22 protein-coding genes and 2 pseudogenes are annotated in these 19,975 nt (G+C 62.2%); 12 read left to right on the plus strand and 12 right to left on the minus strand.

Going from position 1 to position 19,975, the window contains the following annotated elements; all coding sequences use genetic code 11:
• The 4 genes from EFD56_RS08000 to EFD56_RS08015 all read left to right on the plus strand — a co-directional run bounded on the left by EFD56_RS08000 (position 1) and on the right by EFD56_RS08015 (position 3,323).
• Complete coding sequence (locus EFD56_RS08000; RefSeq protein ID WP_126905042.1) at positions 1 to 879, plus strand: ABC transporter permease; 879 nt, start codon at positions 1 to 3, stop codon at positions 877 to 879.
• Positions 876 to 1,679: an ABC transporter ATP-binding protein gene (locus tag EFD56_RS08005; RefSeq protein ID WP_085744099.1), complete on the plus strand. Its 804-nt coding sequence runs from the start codon at positions 876 to 878 to the stop codon at positions 1,677 to 1,679. The genes EFD56_RS08000 and EFD56_RS08005 overlap by 4 nt, the downstream gene beginning before the upstream one ends.
• Entirely contained in the window at positions 1,676 to 2,575 is a 900-nt protein-coding gene (locus tag EFD56_RS08010) for an ABC transporter ATP-binding protein (protein WP_126905043.1), read from the plus strand. The genes EFD56_RS08005 and EFD56_RS08010 overlap by 4 nt, the downstream gene beginning before the upstream one ends.
• 70 nt (positions 2,576 to 2,645) lie before the next feature.
• Positions 2,646 to 3,323, plus strand: a complete 678-nt coding sequence (locus EFD56_RS08015; RefSeq protein WP_085744097.1) for a spermidine synthase — start codon at positions 2,646 to 2,648, stop codon at positions 3,321 to 3,323.
• Positions 3,324 to 3,329: 6 nt separating this feature from the next.
• Here the strand turns inward: EFD56_RS08015 and EFD56_RS08020 are convergent, their stop codons facing one another.
• Both EFD56_RS08020 and EFD56_RS08025 read right to left on the minus strand, forming a co-directional pair.
• A complete protein-coding gene (locus EFD56_RS08020; RefSeq protein ID WP_085744096.1) occupies positions 3,330 to 4,124 on the minus strand; it encodes an HpcH/HpaI aldolase family protein in 795 nt (264 codons plus the stop codon).
• 62 nt (positions 4,125 to 4,186) lie between these two features.
• Positions 4,187 to 4,390 carry a hypothetical protein gene (locus EFD56_RS08025; protein WP_010004539.1) on the minus strand — a complete coding sequence of 68 codons (204 nt, stop codon included), beginning with the start codon at positions 4,388 to 4,390 and terminating at the stop codon, positions 4,187 to 4,189.
• Positions 4,391 to 4,971: 581 nt separating this feature from the next.
• On the opposite strand from EFD56_RS08025, the gene EFD56_RS08030 reads away from it, so the two are divergent.
• Complete coding sequence (locus tag EFD56_RS08030) at positions 4,972 to 5,904, plus strand: hypothetical protein (protein WP_085744095.1); 933 nt, start codon at positions 4,972 to 4,974, stop codon at positions 5,902 to 5,904.
• 124 nt (positions 5,905 to 6,028) lie between these two features.
• On the opposite strand, the gene EFD56_RS08035 is transcribed toward EFD56_RS08030, so the two are convergent.
• A complete protein-coding gene (locus EFD56_RS08035; RefSeq protein WP_085744094.1) occupies positions 6,029 to 6,934 on the minus strand; it encodes a choline sulfate utilization transcriptional regulator in 906 nt (301 codons plus the stop codon).
• Positions 6,935 to 7,029: 95 nt separating this feature from the next.
• Between EFD56_RS08035 and betC the strand changes: the two genes are divergently transcribed.
• Positions 7,030 to 8,544: a choline-sulfatase gene (gene betC, locus EFD56_RS08040; protein ID WP_085744093.1), complete on the plus strand. Its 1,515-nt coding sequence runs from the start codon at positions 7,030 to 7,032 to the stop codon at positions 8,542 to 8,544.
• Positions 8,545 to 8,559: 15 nt separating this feature from the next.
• Here betC and EFD56_RS08045 read toward each other — a convergent pair whose 3' ends face one another.
• Together EFD56_RS08045 and EFD56_RS08050 are read right to left on the minus strand one after the other, a co-directional pair.
• Positions 8,560 to 9,420 (minus strand): sugar phosphate isomerase/epimerase family protein, encoded by an 861-nt coding sequence (locus tag EFD56_RS08045; RefSeq protein WP_126905044.1) that lies wholly within the window; start codon positions 9,418 to 9,420, stop codon positions 8,560 to 8,562.
• A gap of 65 nt (positions 9,421 to 9,485) precedes the next feature.
• Positions 9,486 to 10,856 carry an amidase gene (locus EFD56_RS08050; protein WP_085744091.1) on the minus strand — a complete coding sequence of 457 codons (1,371 nt, stop codon included), beginning with the start codon at positions 10,854 to 10,856 and terminating at the stop codon, positions 9,486 to 9,488.
• A gap of 271 nt (positions 10,857 to 11,127) precedes the next feature.
• Between EFD56_RS08050 and EFD56_RS08055 the strand changes: the two genes are divergently transcribed.
• Complete coding sequence (locus EFD56_RS08055; protein WP_010004948.1) at positions 11,128 to 11,406, plus strand: hypothetical protein; 279 nt, start codon at positions 11,128 to 11,130, stop codon at positions 11,404 to 11,406.
• 91 nt (positions 11,407 to 11,497) lie between these two features.
• Positions 11,498 to 11,935 (plus strand): DUF1810 domain-containing protein, encoded by a 438-nt coding sequence (locus EFD56_RS08060; protein WP_085744089.1) that lies wholly within the window; start codon positions 11,498 to 11,500, stop codon positions 11,933 to 11,935.
• Here EFD56_RS08060 and EFD56_RS08065 read toward each other — a convergent pair.
• Positions 11,919 to 12,113 (minus strand): hypothetical protein, encoded by a 195-nt coding sequence (locus EFD56_RS08065; protein ID WP_085744088.1) that lies wholly within the window; start codon positions 12,111 to 12,113, stop codon positions 11,919 to 11,921. The genes EFD56_RS08060 and EFD56_RS08065 overlap by 17 nt on opposite strands.
• A gap of 66 nt (positions 12,114 to 12,179) precedes the next feature.
• Positions 12,180 to 12,800: a TetR/AcrR family transcriptional regulator gene (locus tag EFD56_RS08070; RefSeq protein WP_004675829.1), complete on the minus strand. Its 621-nt coding sequence runs from the start codon at positions 12,798 to 12,800 to the stop codon at positions 12,180 to 12,182.
• Between the two features lie 128 nt (positions 12,801 to 12,928).
• On the opposite strand from EFD56_RS08070, the gene EFD56_RS08075 reads away from it, so the two are divergent.
• Positions 12,929 to 13,144, plus strand: coding sequence for a hypothetical protein (locus EFD56_RS08075; protein WP_004675830.1), 216 nt, complete (start codon positions 12,929 to 12,931; stop codon positions 13,142 to 13,144).
• Positions 13,145 to 13,197: 53 nt separating this feature from the next.
• Here the strand turns inward: EFD56_RS08075 and EFD56_RS08080 are convergent, their stop codons facing one another.
• A complete protein-coding gene (locus EFD56_RS08080) occupies positions 13,198 to 13,434 on the minus strand; it encodes a hypothetical protein (RefSeq protein ID WP_010004997.1) in 237 nt (78 codons plus the stop codon).
• Between EFD56_RS08080 and EFD56_RS33685 the strand changes: the two are divergent.
• A pseudogene (locus tag EFD56_RS33685) lies at positions 13,428 to 13,606 on the plus strand (hydantoinase B/oxoprolinase family protein); the annotation flags it as partial. The gene EFD56_RS08080 and the pseudogene EFD56_RS33685 sit on opposite strands and share 7 nt — an antisense overlap.
• Positions 13,607 to 13,694: 88 nt before the next feature.
• Here the strand turns inward: EFD56_RS33685 and EFD56_RS08085 are convergent.
• Entirely contained in the window at positions 13,695 to 14,552 is an 858-nt protein-coding gene (locus tag EFD56_RS08085; protein ID WP_004675831.1) for an SDR family oxidoreductase, read from the minus strand.
• Between the two features lie 271 nt (positions 14,553 to 14,823).
• Here EFD56_RS08085 and EFD56_RS08090 point away from each other — a divergent pair, with 271 nt between their 5' ends.
• Entirely contained in the window at positions 14,824 to 15,663 is an 840-nt protein-coding gene (locus EFD56_RS08090) for an IclR family transcriptional regulator (RefSeq protein WP_085744087.1), read from the plus strand.
• 17 nt (positions 15,664 to 15,680) lie between these two features.
• Here EFD56_RS08090 and EFD56_RS08095 read toward each other — a convergent pair.
• Positions 15,681 to 16,884: pseudogene (locus EFD56_RS08095) on the minus strand (amidohydrolase/deacetylase family metallohydrolase).
• A 241-nt stretch (positions 16,885 to 17,125) separates the two neighbouring features.
• Complete coding sequence (locus EFD56_RS08100; RefSeq protein WP_085744085.1) at positions 17,126 to 17,992, minus strand: sigma-70 family RNA polymerase sigma factor; 867 nt, start codon at positions 17,990 to 17,992, stop codon at positions 17,126 to 17,128.
• Positions 17,993 to 18,100: 108 nt separating this feature from the next.
• On the opposite strand from EFD56_RS08100, the gene EFD56_RS08105 reads away from it, so the two are divergent.
• Entirely contained in the window at positions 18,101 to 18,559 is a 459-nt protein-coding gene (locus tag EFD56_RS08105; RefSeq protein ID WP_004675835.1) for a carboxymuconolactone decarboxylase family protein, read from the plus strand.
• 49 nt (positions 18,560 to 18,608) lie between these two features.
• On the opposite strand, the gene rhaI is transcribed toward EFD56_RS08105, so the two are convergent.
• Positions 18,609 to 19,901: an L-rhamnose catabolism isomerase gene (gene rhaI / locus EFD56_RS08110; RefSeq protein WP_126905045.1), complete on the minus strand. Its 1,293-nt coding sequence runs from the start codon at positions 19,899 to 19,901 to the stop codon at positions 18,609 to 18,611.
• Positions 19,902 to 19,975 lie beyond the last annotated feature (74 nt).

The following is a 19,975-nucleotide window of genomic DNA, read 5'->3' on the forward strand; positions in this document are numbered from 1 at the left end:
ATGAAGACCCTGCTTCGAAACCGCAAGGCGCTCACCGGCCTCGTCATCATCGCCGTCATCGTCATCGTCGCGATCGCCGCGCCGCTGCTGACGCATTACGATCCCGCCGCCCGCACCGGCCGGCCGCATCAGCCGCCGTCGCTCGACCATATTCTCGGCACCACCCGCATCGGCCAGGATGTCTTCGCCCGGCTGATCTATGGCGCCCGCACCTCGCTCGCCGTCGGTTTCGGCGCCGGCCTGCTGATCACGCTCGCCGGCACCGCGCTCGGCATCATCGCCGGCTATCGCGGCGGCAAGACCGACGAGATCATCAGCTTCTTCACCAACATGGTGCTGGTCGTTCCCAACCTGCCTTTGCTGCTGGTGCTCGCCGCCTTCATCGGCCAGGCAAGCCCCGTCGTCATCGCGCTGATCCTCGGCGCGACCTCCTGGGCCTGGGGCGCCCGCGTCACCCGCGCCGAGACGCTTTCCGTCAAGCACAAGGACTTCGTCAAATCCGCCGAGATGATGGGCGAGCCGCAATGGCGCATCATGACATTCGAGATCTTCCCCAACGTGATATCGATCGTCGGCATCAATTTCATCGGCAGCGTCATCTTCGCCATCATCACCGAGGCGACGCTGGAATTTCTCGGCCTCGGGGATCCCCGCGCGATCTCCTGGGGCAGCATGCTCTACAACGCGCAGAAGGCCTCGGCCCTCTCGGTCGGCGCCTGGTGGGACATCCTCACCCCCTGCTCCGCGCTCGCCTTCCTCGGCATCGGCATGTCGCTCCTCAATTTCGCCGTCGACGAGATCGCCAATCCGCGGCTGCGCACCGGCAATCATCTGAAGCGCTGGTCGCTGCTCGTTCGTTCCGGGGAGGGACGCCTGTGACGCAGCCGCTGCTCTCGGTGAGGAATCTCACCATCGACTATATCGGCGAGGAGAAGGATTTCCGCGCCGTCGACGACGTCAGCTTCGATGTCGCGCCGGGCGAAGTCTTCGGTCTCGCCGGCGAATCCGGCTGCGGCAAGAGCACCATCGCCTTCGCCGTCAGCCGCCTGCACAGGCCGCCGGCGCTGATCCGCAAGGAGAGTCGCATCCTGCTCGACGGCCGCGACGTGCTCGGCCTCGACCAGCAGGCCCTTGCCGCCTTCCGCTGGCGCCAGGTCGCCATGGTCTTCCAGAGCGCCATGAATTCGCTGAACCCGGTGCTGCGCATCGAGGCGCAATTCTATGATCTGCTGCGCACTCATAAGGGCATGAGCCGAATGCAAGCCCGCGAGCGCACCGCCGAGATGCTGACGCTCGTCGATATCGCGCCGGACCGCATGCGCGACTATCCGCACCAGTTTTCCGGCGGCATGCGCCAGCGCATCGTCATCGCCATCTGCATGGCGCTCGACCCGAAACTCGTCATCATGGACGAGCCGACGACGGCGCTTGACGTCGTCGTTCAGCGCGAGATCCTGCAGCGCATCAACGAGCTGCGCCGCCGCTTCGGCTTCTCCGTGCTGTTCATCACCCATGATCTCGGCCTGATGGTGCAATTCTGCGACCGCATCGGCATCATGCTATCAGGCAGGCTGGTGGAGCAAAACACCGCCGAAGCGATCTACCGGACGCCGCAGCATGATTACACGAAGAAGCTCTGGGCCTCCTTCCCCTCGCTGCATGGAGGCGTGCTGCTGTGACTGATGCCATTCTCGCACTCGACACGGTGACGAAGACCTTCGGTCATGGCGCGTCCGCCGTTCATGCTGCCCGCTCGATCTCCTTTTCGCTGCGCGCTGGCCGGGCACTGGCGCTCGTCGGCGAATCCGGCAGCGGCAAGACTACCTGCGCCCGCATGGCGATGCGCGAATATCTGCCGACATCAGGCCGTATTCTCTACAAGGGCCGGCCGGTCGAGACGGCGAATTCCGCTGAAATCGCCCGCTACCGCCGCTCGGTGCAGATGATCTTTCAGGATCCCTTCGCCTCGCTGAACCCCGCCCATACCATCGCGCACCACCTCCGCCGGCCGCTGAAACTGCATCGCCCTGATATCAAGGGGACGGAGATCGATGTCACCATCCGCGAACTGCTGCAGCGCGTCAGGCTCGATCCCGATCTCGTTGCGCCGAAATATCCGCATGAGCTCTCCGGCGGCCAGCGCCAGCGCGTCAATATCGCCCGTGCGCTTGCCGTCAGACCGGAGGTGATCGTCGCCGACGAACCGACCTCGATGCTCGACGTCTCGGTGCGCCTCGGCGTCCTCAACCTGTTGAACGAGATGAAGCAGCAGATGAATCTCGGCCTGCTCTACATCACCCATGATATCGCCACCGCCCGTTATGTCGCCGAGGACATCGCTGTCATGTACGCCGGCCAGATCGTCGAATGGGGGAGCACCGCCCGGGTGATCGACAATCCGCTGCATTCCTATACCAGGCTGTTGCTCTCGGCTGTGCCGGATCCCGATGTCCGTTTCGACGATCCGAAGGCGCGGCTGAGGCCCGATGAGGTCAACGATATCCGCCGACGTTCGGCCGCGCCGCGGGACGATATCGTCGAAGTGGAGCCGGAGCATTTCATGCGGATGGTCTGACGCCGGTTTGCTGGTTTCGCTCCTCTGCCTGTGCTAGGGGACGCTTTCTTCAGATGAAGGCGAAACCATCATGCTGCCCTGGATTCAACTCGATTCCGCGACCATTCCCGGCGAAGGCGGCGAGTTGCGCCTGAAGCAGCGCGGCAGCGAGTTCTCGATCATGCTCGGCGCCAACGAGTTGATGAACAGCCGCCTCAGCGGCTCGGAAGAGGCGCTGGCGACCCTCTCCTGGGAGCGGATCAAGACGCAGCCGAAGCCGAGGATCCTGATCGGCGGGCTCGGCATGGGTTTCACCCTGCGCGCCGCTCTCGCCGGCCTTCCCGAGGATGCCGGCGTCACCGTCGCCGAACTGGTGCCGGCCGTCGTCGCCTGGGCGCGCGGGCCGATGGCCGAGGTGTTCAAGGGCTGTCTCGACGATCCCCGCGTCGGCATCCATCAGGGCGATGTCGGGGAAGCGATCCGTGCCGGCAAGAACGCCTATGATGCGATCCTGCTCGATGTCGACAATGGACCGGATGGGCTGACCCGCAAATCCAACGACCGGCTCTACGATTTCGCCGGCTTGCGCGCCGCCCGCGAGGCGCTTCGCCCCGGCGGCGTGCTCGCCGTCTGGTCGTCCGGCCCCGATCCGGATTTCACACGGCGCCTCAAGGACAGCGGCTTTTCCGTCGATGTCGTCAATGCCCGCGCCGGCCGCAAACGCGGCGCCCGCCACGTGATCTGGCTTGCCGTCAAATCGGCCGGCTGACGAAGATCAGCTGCCGGAAGCGATCCTGCGGGCGGCATTGATGGCGCGGCGGGCGCCGGCACGCAGCTGTATGGTCTCGGCGCCGGCGATGACCAGATCAAAGCCGAACTTCAGCAGTTCGCCGGCCCGCTCGCCATCGCCGGCATAGGCGCAGGCGAATTTGCCGTGGGCGCGGCAGCGCGCAACCGCGTGCTGCATGGCGCTGTCGATCTCGGCTGCATTCGGCGCCACCTGATCGCCATTCGACAGCGCGATCGAAAGGTCGGCGGGACCGACGAAAATGCCGTCGATGCCGGTCACGCCAAGAATGCCGTCGATCGCATCGAGCGCCGCGCGGGTCTCGATCATGGCGATGGCGACGGTGAGGTCGTTGGCAGTCTTCAGATAGGCGTCGGCCGACAGGCCGCTATGGTTCAGCGCCAGGGACGGTCCCCAGCTGCGCTCGCCGAGGGGCGGATATTTCGTGGTCCGGACCAGGGCTCGCGCATCCTCGGCCGAATTGATCATCGGCGCGATGATGCCGGAGGCCCCGGCATCGAGCAGCCGCGAGGCGGAGGCGAAATCGCCGACCGGAATGCGCGCGATGGCCGGCTTGCCGGCAAGACGCGCCTGAGCAACGGCATTTGCCGCCGACTGCATGTCCCACATGCCATGCTGCATATCCAGCACGACGGCATCGAAAGCTTCCTGCGCCAGATGGTTGACGAGCATCGCGTCGGGGATGCCGACCCAGGCCGAGATCATGCCGCCCTGGTGTTTCCTGATACGGTCGGCAAAACCGTCGATTTCAGCTGCGCTCATGCCATTCTCCTCATTTCGACAGGCCGCCAGCGGCCGGATTGCCGCCAAACGGCAGCAGCCATTCATCCTCTGCGGCGAAGCCGCGAGATGATGACCATCATGACGATGCCCGCGACCGCCAGAATGGCGCCCCAGAGCACCCAGATCTTTTGGGCAATCATGAAACTCGACGCCGGATAGGGAAAATAGCCACTTCCCTGGCCGATCCAGATCAGTCCGAAGATGATCATAAACACTCCGAGAACATATCCGATCGTTCGCCACATGCTTCAGCCGCCTTCGCTATCGATTCGCCCCACAATGTCGATCACCATCGCCGATGACAAGGCTTCTCCTGGGCACAAACGTCGGCGTTGAGGCGTGGTGAGCCGCAAGGCTGCTGCTAGCCACCAGATCGGCGGGCATCCATGTGGCGCTTTTGAAATCCCGATATAGACCAGGAGAAGGAAAGACACCCGCTGACTTACCGAATTCCCTCTCTATGACTCATGTTGCATAGATCGCTAGCAAGCCACGATCCAGTACGGGAGGAAGAACTCCATCGAATCTCGCAAATCCGAAGGAATCACAACTCGCTGAAATCGCTCAATTCTTTTTGAGGCAGCCTCTCATGTGCTTCAGCAACCCAGCCATGGTCATAGTGATTATTGCTGTACGCCCAATGACTGACTTTAGATTTGGGAAAATATCAATCACTATGAGCCGCGTACAATCCCAACGAACGAGTCCAAGGCCGAGCCATATTGCTTGGCGTTTCTTTGGTCTCTGATGATGTTGCGCGCGAATTCTGCTGGGTAGAGCACGCCGGACATTGCCGTGCTGGAGTTTCGATGAAAAAGGTGGCGCCATGACCCATATTGCACTTCGCTCCCTCGCCAAGGGAGTGGGTTCCTTTGTCCTTCCGCAACTGCGAAATACGCACGTAGAAGGGGGCACTGCTTCTGCGCGCCACTGTTATGACCTTTTCTTTCGCCACTACGGTCACTTAGCGCCTTGGCTGAACGGCAAAAGACCTGAAGTATTGGTCGAGGTCGGTCCCGGAAGTTCGCTTGGCGTTGGGCTTGCCGCACTGCTTGCGGGCGTTGACACGTACATCGGGCTGGATTTGCAAGACCATCGGAGCATCGAGCACGATCTTGAAGTCCTGGACGGTTTGATTGAACTCTTCGGCGAGCGGGCCGCATTTTGGGATAACACCGTATCGGGCGACATCTTTTTTCCACCGTCCCCGACGAACTTCGCCTGGGATCGGATAGATGGGATCGTGCAACAGCGCCTCAGTGCGGAGGCAATCGACGCGCTGAAAGCGGACCTCGTGAATGGCAGCGAACGATTAAAGTTCGTCGCACCATGGACCGATTTCAACGTACTGCAGGCGGGTGTGGCGGACTGGCTGATGACGCATTCAGTCATGGAGCACGTGGACAACCTCGTTGATACCTATATCGCTATTGCCCGGTGGCTGAAGCCGGGAGGGTTTGCGACGCACCTGATCGACTTCCAATCTCACGGTCTGTCAAGCGACTGGAATGGGCACTGGGTTTTGAGCGCGCCCACATGGACGATGATGCGTGGACGACGACCCTACCTGATAAATCGGAAGTGGCGCAGCCATCACATCAATCTGATGCAGGAGAGCGGCTTCGAAATCCTTGCGGAACTCCAGTACATCCGTACGGACGGACTAGGACGGAAGGAATTTCGAGCGCCGTTCACGTCAATGCCAAATGGTGATGAAAAAGTTGCGATGAGTTTCTTTGTGACGAGAAAAATCGGCTAAGAGTCGGACTCGAAACGGCTTCAACTATATCCATGCCTTGCGGGGGCGTCTGGCGAGCATGCGGATGTGGCGATGGTTATCCGGGATAACCGCCGTCATAGCCTTTCCGCCATGCGGCGCGGCTCTAGCCGACCTTCCCCGCCTCATCCGACAGCCAGGTACTGAGCCTCTCGCTGTGGACGTTTGGAGATCGCGGCGGCACCAGCCAGTAACCCCGGTCTTGCGCCTCCAGTGGCGGGCCGGCTTCCAGCAGCATGCCTGCCGAAAGCAGTGTATCGACGAGCCCCATCCAGCCGAGCGCCACGCCCTGCTCGCTCAGCGCGGACTGAACGACCAATGAATAGGTGTTGAAACTAATATCACCGCGGCCGGCATGGGCGTCGCGCAGCATGGAGAATTCGGCAAAATAGGTGCGCCAGTCGAACCAGGGCGATGGCAGCGGCGCATCGAGATGGATCAGCCTCGCTCCGGCCAATTGCCTTGGATCGTCGAAGGGTCCGTTGCGATCGAGGAATCCCTGCGTGCAGACGGGCACGACCTTCTCCGGCAACAGAAGGGTGCCGACAGCGCCGAACTCCGCCCGCGTACCGAAAGCGACCGCGACATCGGCGTCGTCGCGAAATCCGGCTGCAAGCCTCTGCGTCGCGACGATCTGTATGTCGGTTTCCGGATGCAGACGTCGAAAACCATCCATGCGGGGGATCAGCCAAAGTGCCGAGAACGCATAGTCGGTTCTCAGCCTGACGACCGGCCTCTGGGCCTCGGCACGGAAACTGCGGGCGAGCGCATCGATGTCGCCGACCGCCTTGGCTGCGACCTCCAGAAGCCGCTCGCCTTCCGCGGTCAATACGACGCCGCGATGCTGACGGCGCACCAGGCTGACACCGAACTGTTCCTCCAGCCGGCGGATCTGATAGCTGACGGCCGGCTGGGTCAGCCCGAGAAGCGTTGCAGCCGCCGAAAAACTCCCGAGCCGCGCAACCTCGACGAACAGGCGCATCCATCCGAGCTCAGGTGGGTGATCTGACATAAAAATACCTTTGAGCAGCTATCGAAAAAAGCTGTCTTTACAGCTCTCATAATAGGCGTTTCAATAAAATCCTCAAATAGCAAAAGGCAATTGACATGGCGCGCCCGAACATCCTCATCCTGATGGTGGACCAGTTGAACGGAACCTTCTTTCCCGATGGTCCCGCCGATTTTCTTCACGCGCCGCACCTGAAATCACTGGCCGGCCGCTCCGTGCGTTTCGCCAATACCTATACGGCAAGCCCGCTCTGCGCGCCGGCGCGAGCCTCCTTCATGTCCGGGCAATTGCCGAGCCGGACGCGCGTCTACGACAATGCGGCGGAATTTGCCTCCGATATCCCGACCTATGCGCATCATCTGCGCGCGGCCGGATATCAGACGGCGCTGTCCGGCAAGATGCATTTCGTCGGTCCCGACCAGCTTCACGGCTTCGAGGAACGCCTGACGACGGATATTTACCCCGCCGATTTCGGCTGGACGCCCGATTATACCAAGCCCGGCGAGCGCATCGACTGGTGGTACCACAATCTCGGTTCGGTGACCGGCGCCGGCATTGCCGAGATCACCAATCAGATGGAATATGACGACGAGGTCGCCTATCACGCCACCCGCAAGCTCTTCGATCTCTCGCGCGGCCATGATGAGCGTCCCTGGTGCCTGACCGTCAGCTTCACCCATCCGCACGATCCCTATGTCGCACGCCGCAAATTTTGGGATCTCTATGAGGACTGTCCGGCCCTCGACCCGGCCGTAGCGCCGATCCCTTTCGAGCAGCAGGACCCTCATTCTCAGCGCTTGATGAAAGCCTGCGAGCACGATGCTTTCGACATCAGCAGCGATCAGATCAGGCGGGCAAGACGCGGCTATTTCGCCAATATCTCCTATGTCGACGAGAAGATCGGCGAGCTTCTCGACGTCCTGGAACGCAGCCGCATGGCCGAGAACACCGTCATCCTCTTCGTGTCCGACCATGGCGACATGCTTGGCGATCGCGGTCTCTGGTTCAAGATGAACTTCTTCGAAGGATCGTCCCGGGTGCCGCTGATGATCGCAGCCCCCGGCTGGACGCCGAAGCGCATCGATCAACCCGTCTCGACCCTTGATGTGACGCCGACGCTCGCCGGTCTTGCCGGCATCGATATCGCGTCGTTGAAGCCGTGGACCGAAGGCCAGGATCTCGCAGCCCTTGTGAAGGGCATCGGCAGCCGCGGCCCGGTACCGATGGAATATGCCGCGGAAGGCTCCGAGGCGCCGCTCGTCTGCTTGAGGGACGGGCGCTACAAGCTCTCGCTCTGCGAAAAGGACCCGCCGATGCTGTTCGATCTCGAGGCCGATCCGCAGGAGCGCGCAAATCTGGCAGCCGACCCGGCGCATGCCGACATTCTGGCACGGCTTGCCGAGCAGGCCAGCCGGCGCTGGAACCTTGCCGCTTTCGACGCGGCCGTGCGCGAAAGCCAGGCCCGCCGCTGGGTGGTCTACGCAGCGCTGCGCAACGGCGCCTACTATCCATGGGACTATCAGCCGCTGCAGAAAGCATCGGAGCGTTATATGCGCAACCACATGGATCTGAACGTCCTAGAGGAAAACCAGCGGTTCCCGCGCCAGGAATAACGGCAGCGCTTCGGTTCAAGCCGTCCGGCGCGCCGGCGCCCCACGCAGAAAATCCTCGATGAAGGTCTTTTGCAGCAGGATGCCGTCCCATTCTTCGGCGAAGAAGGGCGAATCATAGATCAGCGTGAAGGGACCGCCGTAACCGGCCCTTTCGCACATCTCCAGGCACTTGTAGTAATCGTCTGCATCAAGGCCGCCGGCATTGTAATCGGCCTTGGCGTGGCAGATTTCCGCCCGGCCCATGATGTCGGCCAGGCCCGCATATTTCGCGGGCGCCGACCAGTTGCCGAGGTCACCGTTGAGCCCGACCTTGCCATCCAGCCGGTCGAGCAGCCAGTTCATCTCGACCGGCGACGGAAGCAAGTCGAACCAGTTCTCGACGACGACGCGCACGCCGCTGCCTTCCGCCCTGTCGGCCAGCCAACTCAGGTGACGGGTGGCCCGGCCAAGATTCTCCTCGGTCGGCTTCTGTTTGCCGGCGACGACGCGCATTCTCTGCGCTCCAAGGGCCGCGGCAATGCCGATCCACTCCGCCATCCAACCGATGTCGCGCTCGGCCGTCCCGGCATGACTGGGATCGCCATCCTCGACGAGCAGCGTCTGGAACAGCACGTTCGACGCCGTCATCCCATCCCTGAGTTCACTGAGATAGGCGGCATCGAGGCTCGGCAGATGGAAGGAACAGATTTCCAGCCGGTTGATGCCGCGCGCCGCCAGCATCGCCGGCACGTCGATCAGCGTCGCGCCGCCGGGGCCGTAGGGCTCCTTCGGCGCCGCGCTTTTGTCGGGATCGGGGCTATAGGCGTGGACCGCACCGAGCAAGCGATGCAACGACCATGTCGAAACCGCGAAGCGTCCGTTTTGCAAAAGCTGCATCTGCCGTCCTCCTGGATCTCCTGATGCCATCAATGGCAATAAACGCCCGACGGTTCAATTGTCGATCAGGCGAAATCGCCTCGGATGACCGACTCGGCGGCGAGTGCTGCCCCGAGCAGCGCCCCGTCGCGGCGCGCCGTTGCCGACAACAGCAGGCCGACCGGCATGCCGGCCTCGCCGGTGCCGCAAGGGACGGAGACGCCGCACCAGTCGAGGAAATTGCCGAACATGGTGTTGCGCAGCGTCTTGTTGTTCGTGGCGAAGAAGAGCTCGTCATCCTGTTCCAGCGGCGCGATCGGCGGCGCCACATGGGCGACGGTCGGAAAGGCGATCAGGCGATCGCCGACGAAGCGGTCGACATCGGCGATCAGCCGGCTGCGCGCTTCGAGGAGCGCCATGTAGTGTGGCGCCGTCGTCCTCGCTCCCAAGCGGGTGCGCATGACGACGCGATGATCCATACGATCCGCTTCCGGCCCTGCCAGCCGTTCCTGATGAAGGGCATAGGCTTGCGCCGTCACCAACGGGCCGTACTTCGTCAAGAGATCAATGATCCCGTCGAAAGCCGGGATGGTGATGCGTGAAATCCGGACACCCGCCCTTTGAAGGCGCTCCAGGGCCGCTTCGAACGCCGCGACAACACCCGGCTCGGCCCCATCGAAGACGATGTTTTCAGGCACGAGCAATTCCTGCGCCTGCAAGGACTGCTCAGCGACCTCGGGCGCCGTCAGGCCGCGCATCGCCGCATCGATCCAGGCCGCATCCTTGACGGTGCGGCAGAGCGGCCCCAACGAATCCAGGCTTTTTGCCAGCGGATAGACACCGTCCATCGCATAGCGGCCCCGGGTCGCCTTGTAGCCGACGATGCCGTTGAAGGCAGCGGGAATGCGCACCGACCCACCGGTATCCGTGCCCATCGCGACCGGTACGAGTCCAGCGGCGACCGCAACGCCGGCGCCGGATGAGGAGCCGCCGGGGATGCGCGGGCGATCGGAGCTTCGCGGATTGACCGGCGTGCCGTAGTGCGGATTGATGCCGAGGCCGGAGAAGGCGAACTCGCTCATATTGGTGCGGCCGCCGGCGATCATGCCGGCACTCTTCAGCAAAGCGACGACGGCCGCATCCCGCTCGGCCGGCGCATCTCCTGCCAGGACGCGCGACCCCGCCGTGGTCGTCACACCTTCGATATCGAAAAGATCTTTCCAGGCGATCGGAATACCGTCCAGCAGTCCGAGCGAGCGCCCTTGCCGCAGCCGTTCGGAAGACGCGCGCGCTTCTTCCATCGCCCGGTCTTCAAGCAGCGTGGTGAAAACGGCCTTATCGGCGTAATTCACAATGCCGTCGAAGACGGCCTCGGCCACATCGACCGGATCGGCTGCGCCGCTCTGAATGAGGACGGAAAGCTGGGCGACCGACATGGCGCCGAAGGATTTGCTCATGGGACCATCCAGACGAACTATCTCTCCGGATTACCGCGGATCATTTCGATGAGCCAGAGCTTCACAATATTTTGCATTCATTAGTTCGATTTTTTGAACACTGCGTTTGCGGATCGCCCCTTCAATTGCCGCGATTGAAGACACACATGATGCTCGCATTTGGAGTGGGATTCGGCGCGAGGGTGAGGGTTTGCTCCCGGGACGCTGCTTCGCATGTGTTGCAGGAGTAATTAGAATGACAGATTGTGAAACTCTAAACCGTCGCCTGGACATGGTGACCGTCCATGTGAAAGAGGACGAAATCGCCGGCGCCGGCGAGCGCGATTATGCCGAACATGTCAGCGCCCAGAAACTGTCGGGCTTTGAGCGCATTGTCGTTGTCGGCGCATTGCTTGTCTTGAGCTTTGCGGGTTTTGCCGCATATTCTTCCGGCAATACCGATCCGATGACGACATCGGCGATTGCCGCCCCCGCCGGCGACAACACGCCGCATCATCAGCCTTACGGCCATTGCCGCGAGAGCAGCCCTTACGCTGAAAGGGTCTGCTGACGGCAAGCGAGTTTGCCGGGCAGAAAAGTTTCGCCGGGCATGGAACCCCTTGGCCCAGGCTGCAAAGACAGCAGGAAAAGGGAGAAGGACCATGGCCGGTGATATCGACTTTAACCTCGACCGCTTCGTCGAAGCCCAGAACGGCATCTATCAACAGGCGCTCTCCGAGCTGCAAGCCGGGCGCAAGACATCCCACTGGATGTGGTTCATCTTCCCGCAGATATCAGGTCTCGGCACGTCGGCGATGGCGCAAAAATATGCGATCCGTTCGGCCGAGGAAGCCGCCGCCTATCTCGCCCACCCCATTCTTTCAGGCCGGCTTCTACGCTGCGTCGAGGCGATTTTATCGGTCGACGGTCGATCGGCGCACGACATCCTCGGCTCGCCGGACGATCTCAAACTGCGCTCATCGATGACCTTATTTGCCGCAATCAGCGATCACGGTTCGCCTTTCCATCGGGCGATCGAGCGCTTTTATCAGGGAAAATTCGACGAACGGACGATGGAAATCCTCAGCGCCAGCGACTAGCCGGCCTGTTCTCCAGCGCGGCGATCTCGTCGGAGACCTCGCTCAATCGCTGACGGAGATCGCTGTTGGTGCCGTCATCGACCTCTTCCTCGCCGAAACAATAGCGCGCATCGTGAAGCTCCAGCTTGGCTTCGAGCTCGGCGCGTTTGGCATATAGGCGCTTGAGATAGACGTTCATCTCTGCCTCCACATCGCCCCTCCGGTGATGGAAAAACGGCAGGGAGGCGGTAAGGTTCCCCGGAGGTCAGGTGAAAGAGGCGATCGCCGCTCTGCAGGCCTTGGCGAAATGACCGCAACAGCTGGCCGCACCCATCGCCTGGCGACTGACGCGCGCGCCCTCCAGCAGCAGCGTCAGCGTATCGGCAAGAAGTTGCGGTTCGCGCGCACCGGCCGCCGAACAGAGCGCCGCCAGACGATCCCGCTGTTCGGCCTTGTGCCGCTCGATCATCTCGTGGGCAGGATGGCCCTCGCCCTTGAGTTCGATGGCGGCATTGGCGAGATCGCAGCCTGCGGGCTCGCCGTTCAGACACTGGGCCCGCATCTCGACCCAGGCATCCAGCTGGGCGCCGGGATTGCCGGGATGGGCCGCCTCCAGATCCCGCCAGATGGCATCCGCCTTTTCGGAGGCGCGGCGCAGCGTCTCGCAGACGAGCTCGTCCTTCGAGCCGAAATGCCGGTAAAGCGTCATCTTGTTGGTCGACGCGGCATCGGCGATGGCATCGACGCCGATGCCGCGAATGCCGTGCTCGCGGAAAAGCTCCGAGGCGGTCGAGACGATACGCTCCCGCGGCGGGATGCGATCTTCTGGGGCTGCGGAGATTTCATTCGAAGTTTCTGATTTTTTTGCGGACGAAGTCCTTGACATCAATGTGACCGATCGGTAACAACTGTATTGTTACTTACCGGTAACACCACACACCGCCAAAGTCAATGCCGAGAGCTTGGCGGCGCAAAGTGGAACACGGGCGACCGCCCACGAAAGGAGGACAAGCCATGAGAAAGACCAGAGACGACCTGACCATATCCGAAGCCCTTCGCGACCCCCTGATCGCCATGGTATTGCGCGCCGACGGCGTGAAGCTTGAAGATTTCAAGCAACTCCTGGAGACGGCTGCCGGCAAACGCGAACCGCGTCCGACGCCGGTCGGCAAAATGATCGGAGCGCTCGCCGGCCGCGCCAACCTGCCGGCGATGCCCTGCTTCGGCTGAAACAACCGTCTGAATACCGGGGGATCTCTCCCTGCCCCCAACAAGGGCTGCCGTCATAAAGAGGCGGCGGCCCTTGCTGCTTGATCGTAATGGCCGGAAAGCGCCCTGAGCGTCGCCGCCACCGCCGATGCCGCTAACCGATCGAGCGCAAGCCCCCTGAACGGATCCACCAGCAGCGCTTCGCGCACCGCGCGATATTTCAGGCAGGTTTGAGGCCCCTTGCCGGTGGCGGCGATCAGCTTCTCCTTGCCTGCCCGCGTGCTTTTCACGAGACCGCGCTGATCGAACAATCCGGCCTTGCGGCTTTTTCGGCGGGGAAGACGGGCAGTTGGGGAAAACCGAGATCCGTCGCGCGGACGGCAAAGTCGAAAGGCTGGAGGCTGCGACCAGGCAATGCTCACCGCCGGCGACGCCGTGACCGTCACGACGCCGACCGGCGGTGGCTACGGCAAGCCGTACTGAAGCGCATCCAATCAGTTGATCGATCCGCTTCAGTTCCTTGTCTCATGCGTGTCTTTGACCCGGAACCGCCAATCCCGGGCGACCTGCATCAGAGGATCGGCTTGCCGCCGGTGACCGCAATTGTCGTGCCGGAGACATAGCTCGACAAAGGATCGGCCAGCATCACATAGGCTGTTGCAAGCTCGGCCGGCTGGCCCGGCCGTTTCATCGGCACCTGCTTGCCGAAATTGCTGACGCTGTCCTCGGGAAGCGTCGAAGGGATGAGCGGCGTCCAGATCGGACCTGGCGCCACGGCGTTGGCGCGAATGCCTTTCTCGGCCAGAAGCTGGGCAAGGCCGGCGGTGAAATTCTGGATCGCACCCTTGGTCGTTGCATAGGCGAGCAGCGTCGGGTTCGGACTGTCGGAGTTGATCGAGGCCGTATTGATGATGGCGCTGCCGGGCTTCATATGAGGAACAGCCGCCTTGGTCAGGTAGAACATCGCATGGATATTGACCTTGAAGGTCAATTCCCACTCCTCGTCGCTGATCTCGTCGATGCTCTTGAAGCTTGCCTGATGCGCGGCATTGTTGACGAGAATATCGATACCGCCGAGCTCCTTGACGGCCGTCTCGACGATCTGCCGGCAGAGCGCTGGATCCTGGATATCGCCGCTGACGAGCACGGCCTTGCGGCCGGCCTGCTCGACGAGCCGCTTCGTCTCATCGGCATCCTCATCCTCGTCGAGATAGGAAATCACAATATCGGCGCCTTCCCGGGCATAAGCGATCGCCACCGCCCGGCCGATGCCGCTGTCGCCGCCGGTGATGATCGCCCGCTTGCCTTTCAAGCGGTCGGAGCCGCGATAGCTCTCTTCGCCGTGATCGGGCACGGGATCCATCTGCGCGGTAAATCCGGGCATCGGCTGTTTCTGGGACGGGAAAGGCGGTGTCGGATAATTCGTCATCGTGTCCTCCTGGGTTCAGGGTCAAAACTCAGGCTGAAGCATGTTGTTCCAGCCTTCTGACACGATGTCCTCTCAAGCAATTATTCGCGTCTCCCGCAGCTGACCGCGGACGACTGACCGTGAAAAAGCGCTTCTCCTCGCCTGATCTGCCGACGGGCATAAACGCCGGCGCTGCAATCGCCCAAACTATCAAGCTATAAAATGTTGCGATTTGCCACAGGGACGACTATCCCATAGTAATGTAACATACTGGCAATTGTTCATGAGGTGCATGGAATTGGACGGAAAGACATCACCCGCAGTTTATTCCGAAGATGAGGGCCATGCCGACGAAGCCGCCGGCAAGGGTGCGCGCCGCGCGCGCGTCAGCGGCATCGACCGGGCGCTTCAGGTGATCGATCACCTCTATGAGACGGGATCGCCTGCCGGCGTCTATGCCATCGCCAAGGCGGTCAAGGCGCCGCTTTCGACCGTTTACGTCATCGTCGACGATCTGGTCGAGAAGAACATGCTGACCCGCCAGGCGGACGGCTCGATCTGGCTCGGCGCCCGGCTTTATCACTACGGGCTCGCCTATGCCCGGTCGCTGGATTTCATGAGCATCGCCACTCACGAGATGCACGACCTCTGCCGCCAGGCCGGCGAAACCGTGCAGGTCTGCGGCCGCGACGGCGATTATATGCTGGTGCTCGCCATGGCCGATGGCCCGAGCCACTTCCAGGTGGCGTCGCGCGTCGGCACTAGGGTGCCGCTGAACTGGACGGCGTCGGGCCGCCTGCTCGTCGGCCATCTGCCGGAAGAGGAGCGCATCGAGCTGTTCAAGCGCTGCGCCCGCTCGTCCCCGACCGGCCGCGCCGTGATCGATCCAAGCACGCTATCGGAAGCCGCCGCCAAGGCCTTTGAGGCGCGCCTGTCGATCCAGGCAGGCGAATCGGATTATGCGGTCGCCTGCATCGCCTCGCCGATCTGCGACCGCGACGGCCACTGCGTCGCCACCATTTCCATCGTGCTGCCAGAGCAGAAAGCCTTCTCCGACGAGAACCATTACACTGCGCATGTACGCAGTTCGGCGGAGCAGATCGAAAAGTTGATGGGCTGGCGCAACCGCTGACCTGCCGGTCGGTAGACCTATCTGTAGGAATAGCCATGGCTATGCCGCACGAGCTTGCGCGCTCGCGGCACATAGCGGCTGGCGCTAACCGCATCAGCGCCCATCACCGCATAGCGCGGCTCGAACAGCTTGTTCAAGACCGAGACATCGCCATTGGAATCCGTCGCTTCGAGGTCCGAATCGACCAGGTCGAAAATGGTGAACTCGGCCTGGGCGCCGACCGAAAGCCGGTTCTCCATCGACAGTTTGATGACGGATGCCGGCGCATGGGTGACGGCCTCGACCACCTTGTCGAAGGGCATGCCGACGCTGAGCAGCTTCGACATCGTCGTCGCCAGGTCCCAGACCGGAAAATTCATCGAATGGCCGTGCAAGTCGGTCGAGATCGAGAAAGGCAGCAGACCGCGGGCGATCGCCGCTTCGGCGACCTTGAAGGAGAAGGAGGCACCGCCATGGCCGATGTCGAGGCGGATGCCGTCGGAGGCGCAGCGCTCGGCGAGATTGAAAAGATCCTCATCCTCCATGATGCTCGAACCGGCCTTGCCGTTGAAGCAGTGGGTGACGACGTCGCCCGGGCCAAGAATTTCGAGCACTTCATCATAGAGCGCCGGCGGCTCGCCGACATGCACCATCATCGGCACTTTGAGGATCTTGGCAATCTTCTTGCCGAGCTTGACCGGCGTGACGCCCCAGGAACCGGTGATGACGTGGCTGGCGCGCACCTTGATGCCGACGATGTGCTCGCTGTTTTCGGCATAGACTTCGAGGATGCGGTCAAGGTCGATATCTCTGATATCCCTGAGTTCGGCGACACGGTTGCAGGCCACAAGTCCGATCGAGCCGAGGTTCAGAAAGGCCTTGATGCGCTCGCGCGAGGGTTCGATGATATATTCGCGGAAACCGTGGAAATTCGCCTCGCCGGCCGACCCGGCATCGACGAGTTACGCCGCGCTCGAGACCGCATTCGGAGGGGCGGATCGAAATGTCGGTGCCGCCATGCCAGATATGCACATGCAGGTCGACCCAGCCGGGCGAGACGAAGGCACCCTTGCCGTCGATGCGCGTGACATCTTGAGAGACCGCGAGCGACGGACCAATCTCGGTGATCCTGCCTTCGGCATCGACGAGAATGTCGATCACCCCCTTGCCCGTGCCGGCCCCGAAAGCCACCGGTTTGACGTTGGTAAGGAGAAGCGGCTTCTTCGCCTGATCGCCGGACATGATATGCTTTCCTTTCGAGGTCTCGAAAACCTGTCTGCAGGTTACGCTTAGAGGCAATGGGAGGTGGGGGACGGCGCCGCTGCATCACCTGCGATAATTCCATAATTATGATACATCAGGCCTTATAACAGAATAAGGCGGAGGGCTTCGCTGTCAAGAAAAATGACGCCCGCTTGCGGCCCGACGATCGGACGCGGCGCACCTCCTGCGAAGCACGCGGGTTTCAAAGAACGGCATTTGTTCAATCCCGCAGGATCGAAAAGTCGAGCCGCTCCAACTGATCCGAGTCGGCGACGGCGTCGATCGCGACGATCCTCCCCTCGTCGATCGTCAGCGTCACCGCGACGCGGATCTGGCCCCCAATGTGCACGACAAAGCCGAGCTCACCATCGACAATGGCCAATTCCGCCGCCTGGGCCCTGCCCTTGAAGGCCGCAGCGACGTCGGTCGCGCCGCGCATGGCGCCGATGCCGTAGCGGGCGGCCGTCGCATCCGGCCGGAAGACGACGTCGGGGGCGAGCACCGCGATCAGCGCCTCCAGATCGCCATTGCGCGACGCCGTCAGAAAGGCCGCGGCGATCGTCCGCTTGCGGCCAAGATCGACATCAGGCGTTTCGTCCGTGCCCTGCACGCGGCGGCGGGCGCGGCTTGCGAGCTGCCTGGCGGCGGCGGATGAGCGGCCGATGATCGGCGCGATCTCATCGAACGGCAGATCGAACATGTCGTGCAGCACGAAGGCGACACGTTCGGCCGGCGCCAGCGTCTGCAACACCACGAGCAGCGCCAGACCGACGGAATCGGCGAAGGCTGCTTCGCGTTCGGGGTCGCCGGCCGGATCGGCGACCGCTGCATGCATAGGCATCTCCAGCGGCTCTTCGCGCCGGCTCTTGCGGGCGCGCAGCATGTCGAAGCAGATGCGCGCCACGACCGTCGTCAGCCAACCGCCGAGATTGCCGATGCCGGTCGCATCGGTGCGGTTGAGCCGCAGCCAGGCTTCCTGAACGGCATCCTCCGCCTCGCTGCGCGAGCCGAGCATGCGAAAGGCCGCGGCCCTGAGATGCGCCCGGTTCGCCTCGAATTCATCGGCCAGCCATTTTTTCTCGTCCATGCGTCACATTCCTCCGCTGCGTTGCGTCAAGGCCATGACGAATGAAGCCCGGCCGGTGTGACAGCGCCGGCGCATCGTCGAAGAGCAAACACATCAAGGAGACATATCATGCAGGAGAGAATGGGAAATCCCGCCCTCGTCCTTCCCGCGGCCATGCAGGCGCTGACGGCGCTCGGCAAGGTGCCGGCAGAGGCCGGCCTTTCGCCGAAGCTGCTCGAACTCGTCAATCTGCGCGCCAGCCAGATCAACGGCTGCAGCGTCTGTATCGACGGGCATCCGCGCATCGCAAAGAAGCTCGGCGAGACCGATGAGAGGCTTTTTGCCGTCAGCGCCTGGCGCGACACGCCCTATTTCAGCGATGCCGAACGGGCGGCCTTGGCGCTGACCGAGGCGGTGACGCGCACCAGCGACCGCGCCGACCCGGTGCCCGACGAAATCTGGGACGAAGCGACCCGGCATTACGACGGCAGAAGCCTTGCGGCCCTCGTCGTCGCCATCGCCAATATCAATGTCTGGAACCGGCTGAACATCGCAACCCGCCAGATCGCCGGCGCCTGGAAGCCGTAAACGATGATTGCCGGCAGCGCATCACCCATCCGCTGCCGGCAACTCAAACTCAGATGATACCGCCGCCGCCGGCAACGGAAGCCGGGCGCTCGGCGGCCACCTTTTTGCGGTAGCCGCTGGCGCGATAGGCGGCAACAGGATCGATCGCACCGCCGGCTCTGCGCCGGGCCTCGGCAAGGATTGGCTCGACATCGGCGCGATAGGCGCGCTTCAACGTTTCCGACGCCATCAGCGCGTCATTGTCGTTCTGATAGCCCTCGAGCGCCTTGCGGTCGACGATCAGCGCCTGCGCATAGGCGCGGCGGATTTCGTTGGCGCTGTTGATCAGGCTCTCGATCGGATCGGTGACATTGTGCGACTGGTCGATCATATGGGCCGGGTTGAAGTCGTTGACGCCGCGCTGTTCGGCATCGACCAGTTCGTTGAAGACGAGGAACAGCCGGTAAGGATCGATCGATCCGGCGTCGAGATCATCATCGCCATATTTCGAATCATTGAAGTGAAAACCGCCGAGTTTGCCGAACTGAATCAGGCGGGCGACGATCATCTCGATATTGGTGTTCGGCGCATGGTGACCGAGATCGACCAGGCAATAGGCCTTCGGACCGAGTGTCTGGGCGATTAGGTAGTTGGTGCCCCAGTCCTGCACGATCGTCGAATAGAAGGCCGGCTCGTACATCTTGTGCTCGGAGAACAGCTTCCAATCGTCGGGCAGCGCCTTGTAGATATCGGCCATCGAGGCGAGATAACGTTCGAATGCCCTGGTGAAATTGCTCTGGCCGGGGAAGTTCGAGCCATCGCCGATCCAGACGGTGAGCGCCTTGGAGCCGATCGCCTTGCCGATCTCGATGCATTCGAGATTGTGCTCGACCGCCTGCGCCCGCGTTGCCGCATCGGTATGGCTGAGCGAACCGTATTTATAGGAATGGACCTGCCCCGGCGCATCGGAGAAGGTGTTCGAATTCATCGCGTCGAAGCCGAGACCGAGCGCATCGCCCTTGGCTTTCAATTCCTTGGCATCCGCCTTGTCCCAGGGAATATGCAGCGACACGTTCGGCGTCGCCTGCGTCAGCTGGTTGATGACGGCGCAATCGTCGAGCTTGTCGAAGATGCCGCGCGGCTCACCGGCGCCCGGAAAACGGGCAAAGCGCGTGCCGCCGGTGCCGACACCCCAGGAGGGAACGGCGACGAAAAATTCGGAGACCTTACGGGTGATTGCTTCGATATCGACGCCGCGGCGGTCAAGGTTCGCCCCCAGCGCCTCGTAATCGGTTCTTAAGGCCGCAGCCCGCTTGTCGTTTTCTGTCGCGACGAGATCCTGCGCAATCCTGAACTCGGCCATTCTTTCCTCCCACTGATGCAATTTCTACATTGGGACCGCCGTGGGGCCGCCCCTCATCCGCCTGCCGGCACCTT

Source organism: Rhizobium phaseoli (genome assembly GCF_003985125.1).
Classification (GTDB): Bacteria; Pseudomonadota; Alphaproteobacteria; order Rhizobiales; family Rhizobiaceae; genus Rhizobium; species Rhizobium phaseoli.

Excerpts from the sequence above, each read along its gene's own strand:
- EFD56_RS08000 (WP_126905042.1), top strand. The coding sequence starts at position 1 with ATGAAGACCCTGCTTCGAAACCGCAAGGCGCTCACCGGCCTCGTCATC.
- EFD56_RS08015 (WP_085744097.1), top strand. The coding sequence starts at position 2,646 with ATGCTGCCCTGGATTCAACTCGATTCCGCGACCATTCCCGGCGAAGGC.
- EFD56_RS08020 (WP_085744096.1), bottom strand. The coding sequence starts at position 4,124 with ATGAGCGCAGCTGAAATCGACGGTTTTGCCGACCGTATCAGGAAACAC.
- EFD56_RS08025 (WP_010004539.1), bottom strand. The coding sequence starts at position 4,390 with ATGTGGCGAACGATCGGATATGTTCTCGGAGTGTTTATGATCATCTTC.
- EFD56_RS08030 (WP_085744095.1), top strand. The coding sequence starts at position 4,972 with ATGACCCATATTGCACTTCGCTCCCTCGCCAAGGGAGTGGGTTCCTTT.
- EFD56_RS08035 (WP_085744094.1), bottom strand. The coding sequence starts at position 6,934 with ATGTCAGATCACCCACCTGAGCTCGGATGGATGCGCCTGTTCGTCGAG.
- betC (WP_085744093.1), top strand. The coding sequence starts at position 7,030 with ATGGCGCGCCCGAACATCCTCATCCTGATGGTGGACCAGTTGAACGGA.
- EFD56_RS08045 (WP_126905044.1), bottom strand. The coding sequence starts at position 9,420 with ATGCAGCTTTTGCAAAACGGACGCTTCGCGGTTTCGACATGGTCGTTG.
- EFD56_RS08050 (WP_085744091.1), bottom strand. The coding sequence starts at position 10,856 with ATGAGCAAATCCTTCGGCGCCATGTCGGTCGCCCAGCTTTCCGTCCTC.
- EFD56_RS08055 (WP_010004948.1), top strand. The coding sequence starts at position 11,128 with ATGGTGACCGTCCATGTGAAAGAGGACGAAATCGCCGGCGCCGGCGAG.
- EFD56_RS08060 (WP_085744089.1), top strand. The coding sequence starts at position 11,498 with ATGGCCGGTGATATCGACTTTAACCTCGACCGCTTCGTCGAAGCCCAG.
- EFD56_RS08065 (WP_085744088.1), bottom strand. The coding sequence starts at position 12,113 with ATGAACGTCTATCTCAAGCGCCTATATGCCAAACGCGCCGAGCTCGAA.
- EFD56_RS08070 (WP_004675829.1), bottom strand. The coding sequence starts at position 12,800 with ATGTCAAGGACTTCGTCCGCAAAAAAATCAGAAACTTCGAATGAAATC.
- EFD56_RS08075 (WP_004675830.1), top strand. The coding sequence starts at position 12,929 with ATGAGAAAGACCAGAGACGACCTGACCATATCCGAAGCCCTTCGCGAC.
- EFD56_RS08085 (WP_004675831.1), bottom strand. The coding sequence starts at position 14,552 with ATGACGAATTATCCGACACCGCCTTTCCCGTCCCAGAAACAGCCGATG.
- EFD56_RS08090 (WP_085744087.1), top strand. The coding sequence starts at position 14,824 with ATGGAATTGGACGGAAAGACATCACCCGCAGTTTATTCCGAAGATGAG.
- EFD56_RS08100 (WP_085744085.1), bottom strand. The coding sequence starts at position 17,992 with ATGGACGAGAAAAAATGGCTGGCCGATGAATTCGAGGCGAACCGGGCG.
- EFD56_RS08105 (WP_004675835.1), top strand. The coding sequence starts at position 18,101 with ATGCAGGAGAGAATGGGAAATCCCGCCCTCGTCCTTCCCGCGGCCATG.
- rhaI (WP_126905045.1), bottom strand. The coding sequence starts at position 19,901 with ATGGCCGAGTTCAGGATTGCGCAGGATCTCGTCGCGACAGAAAACGAC.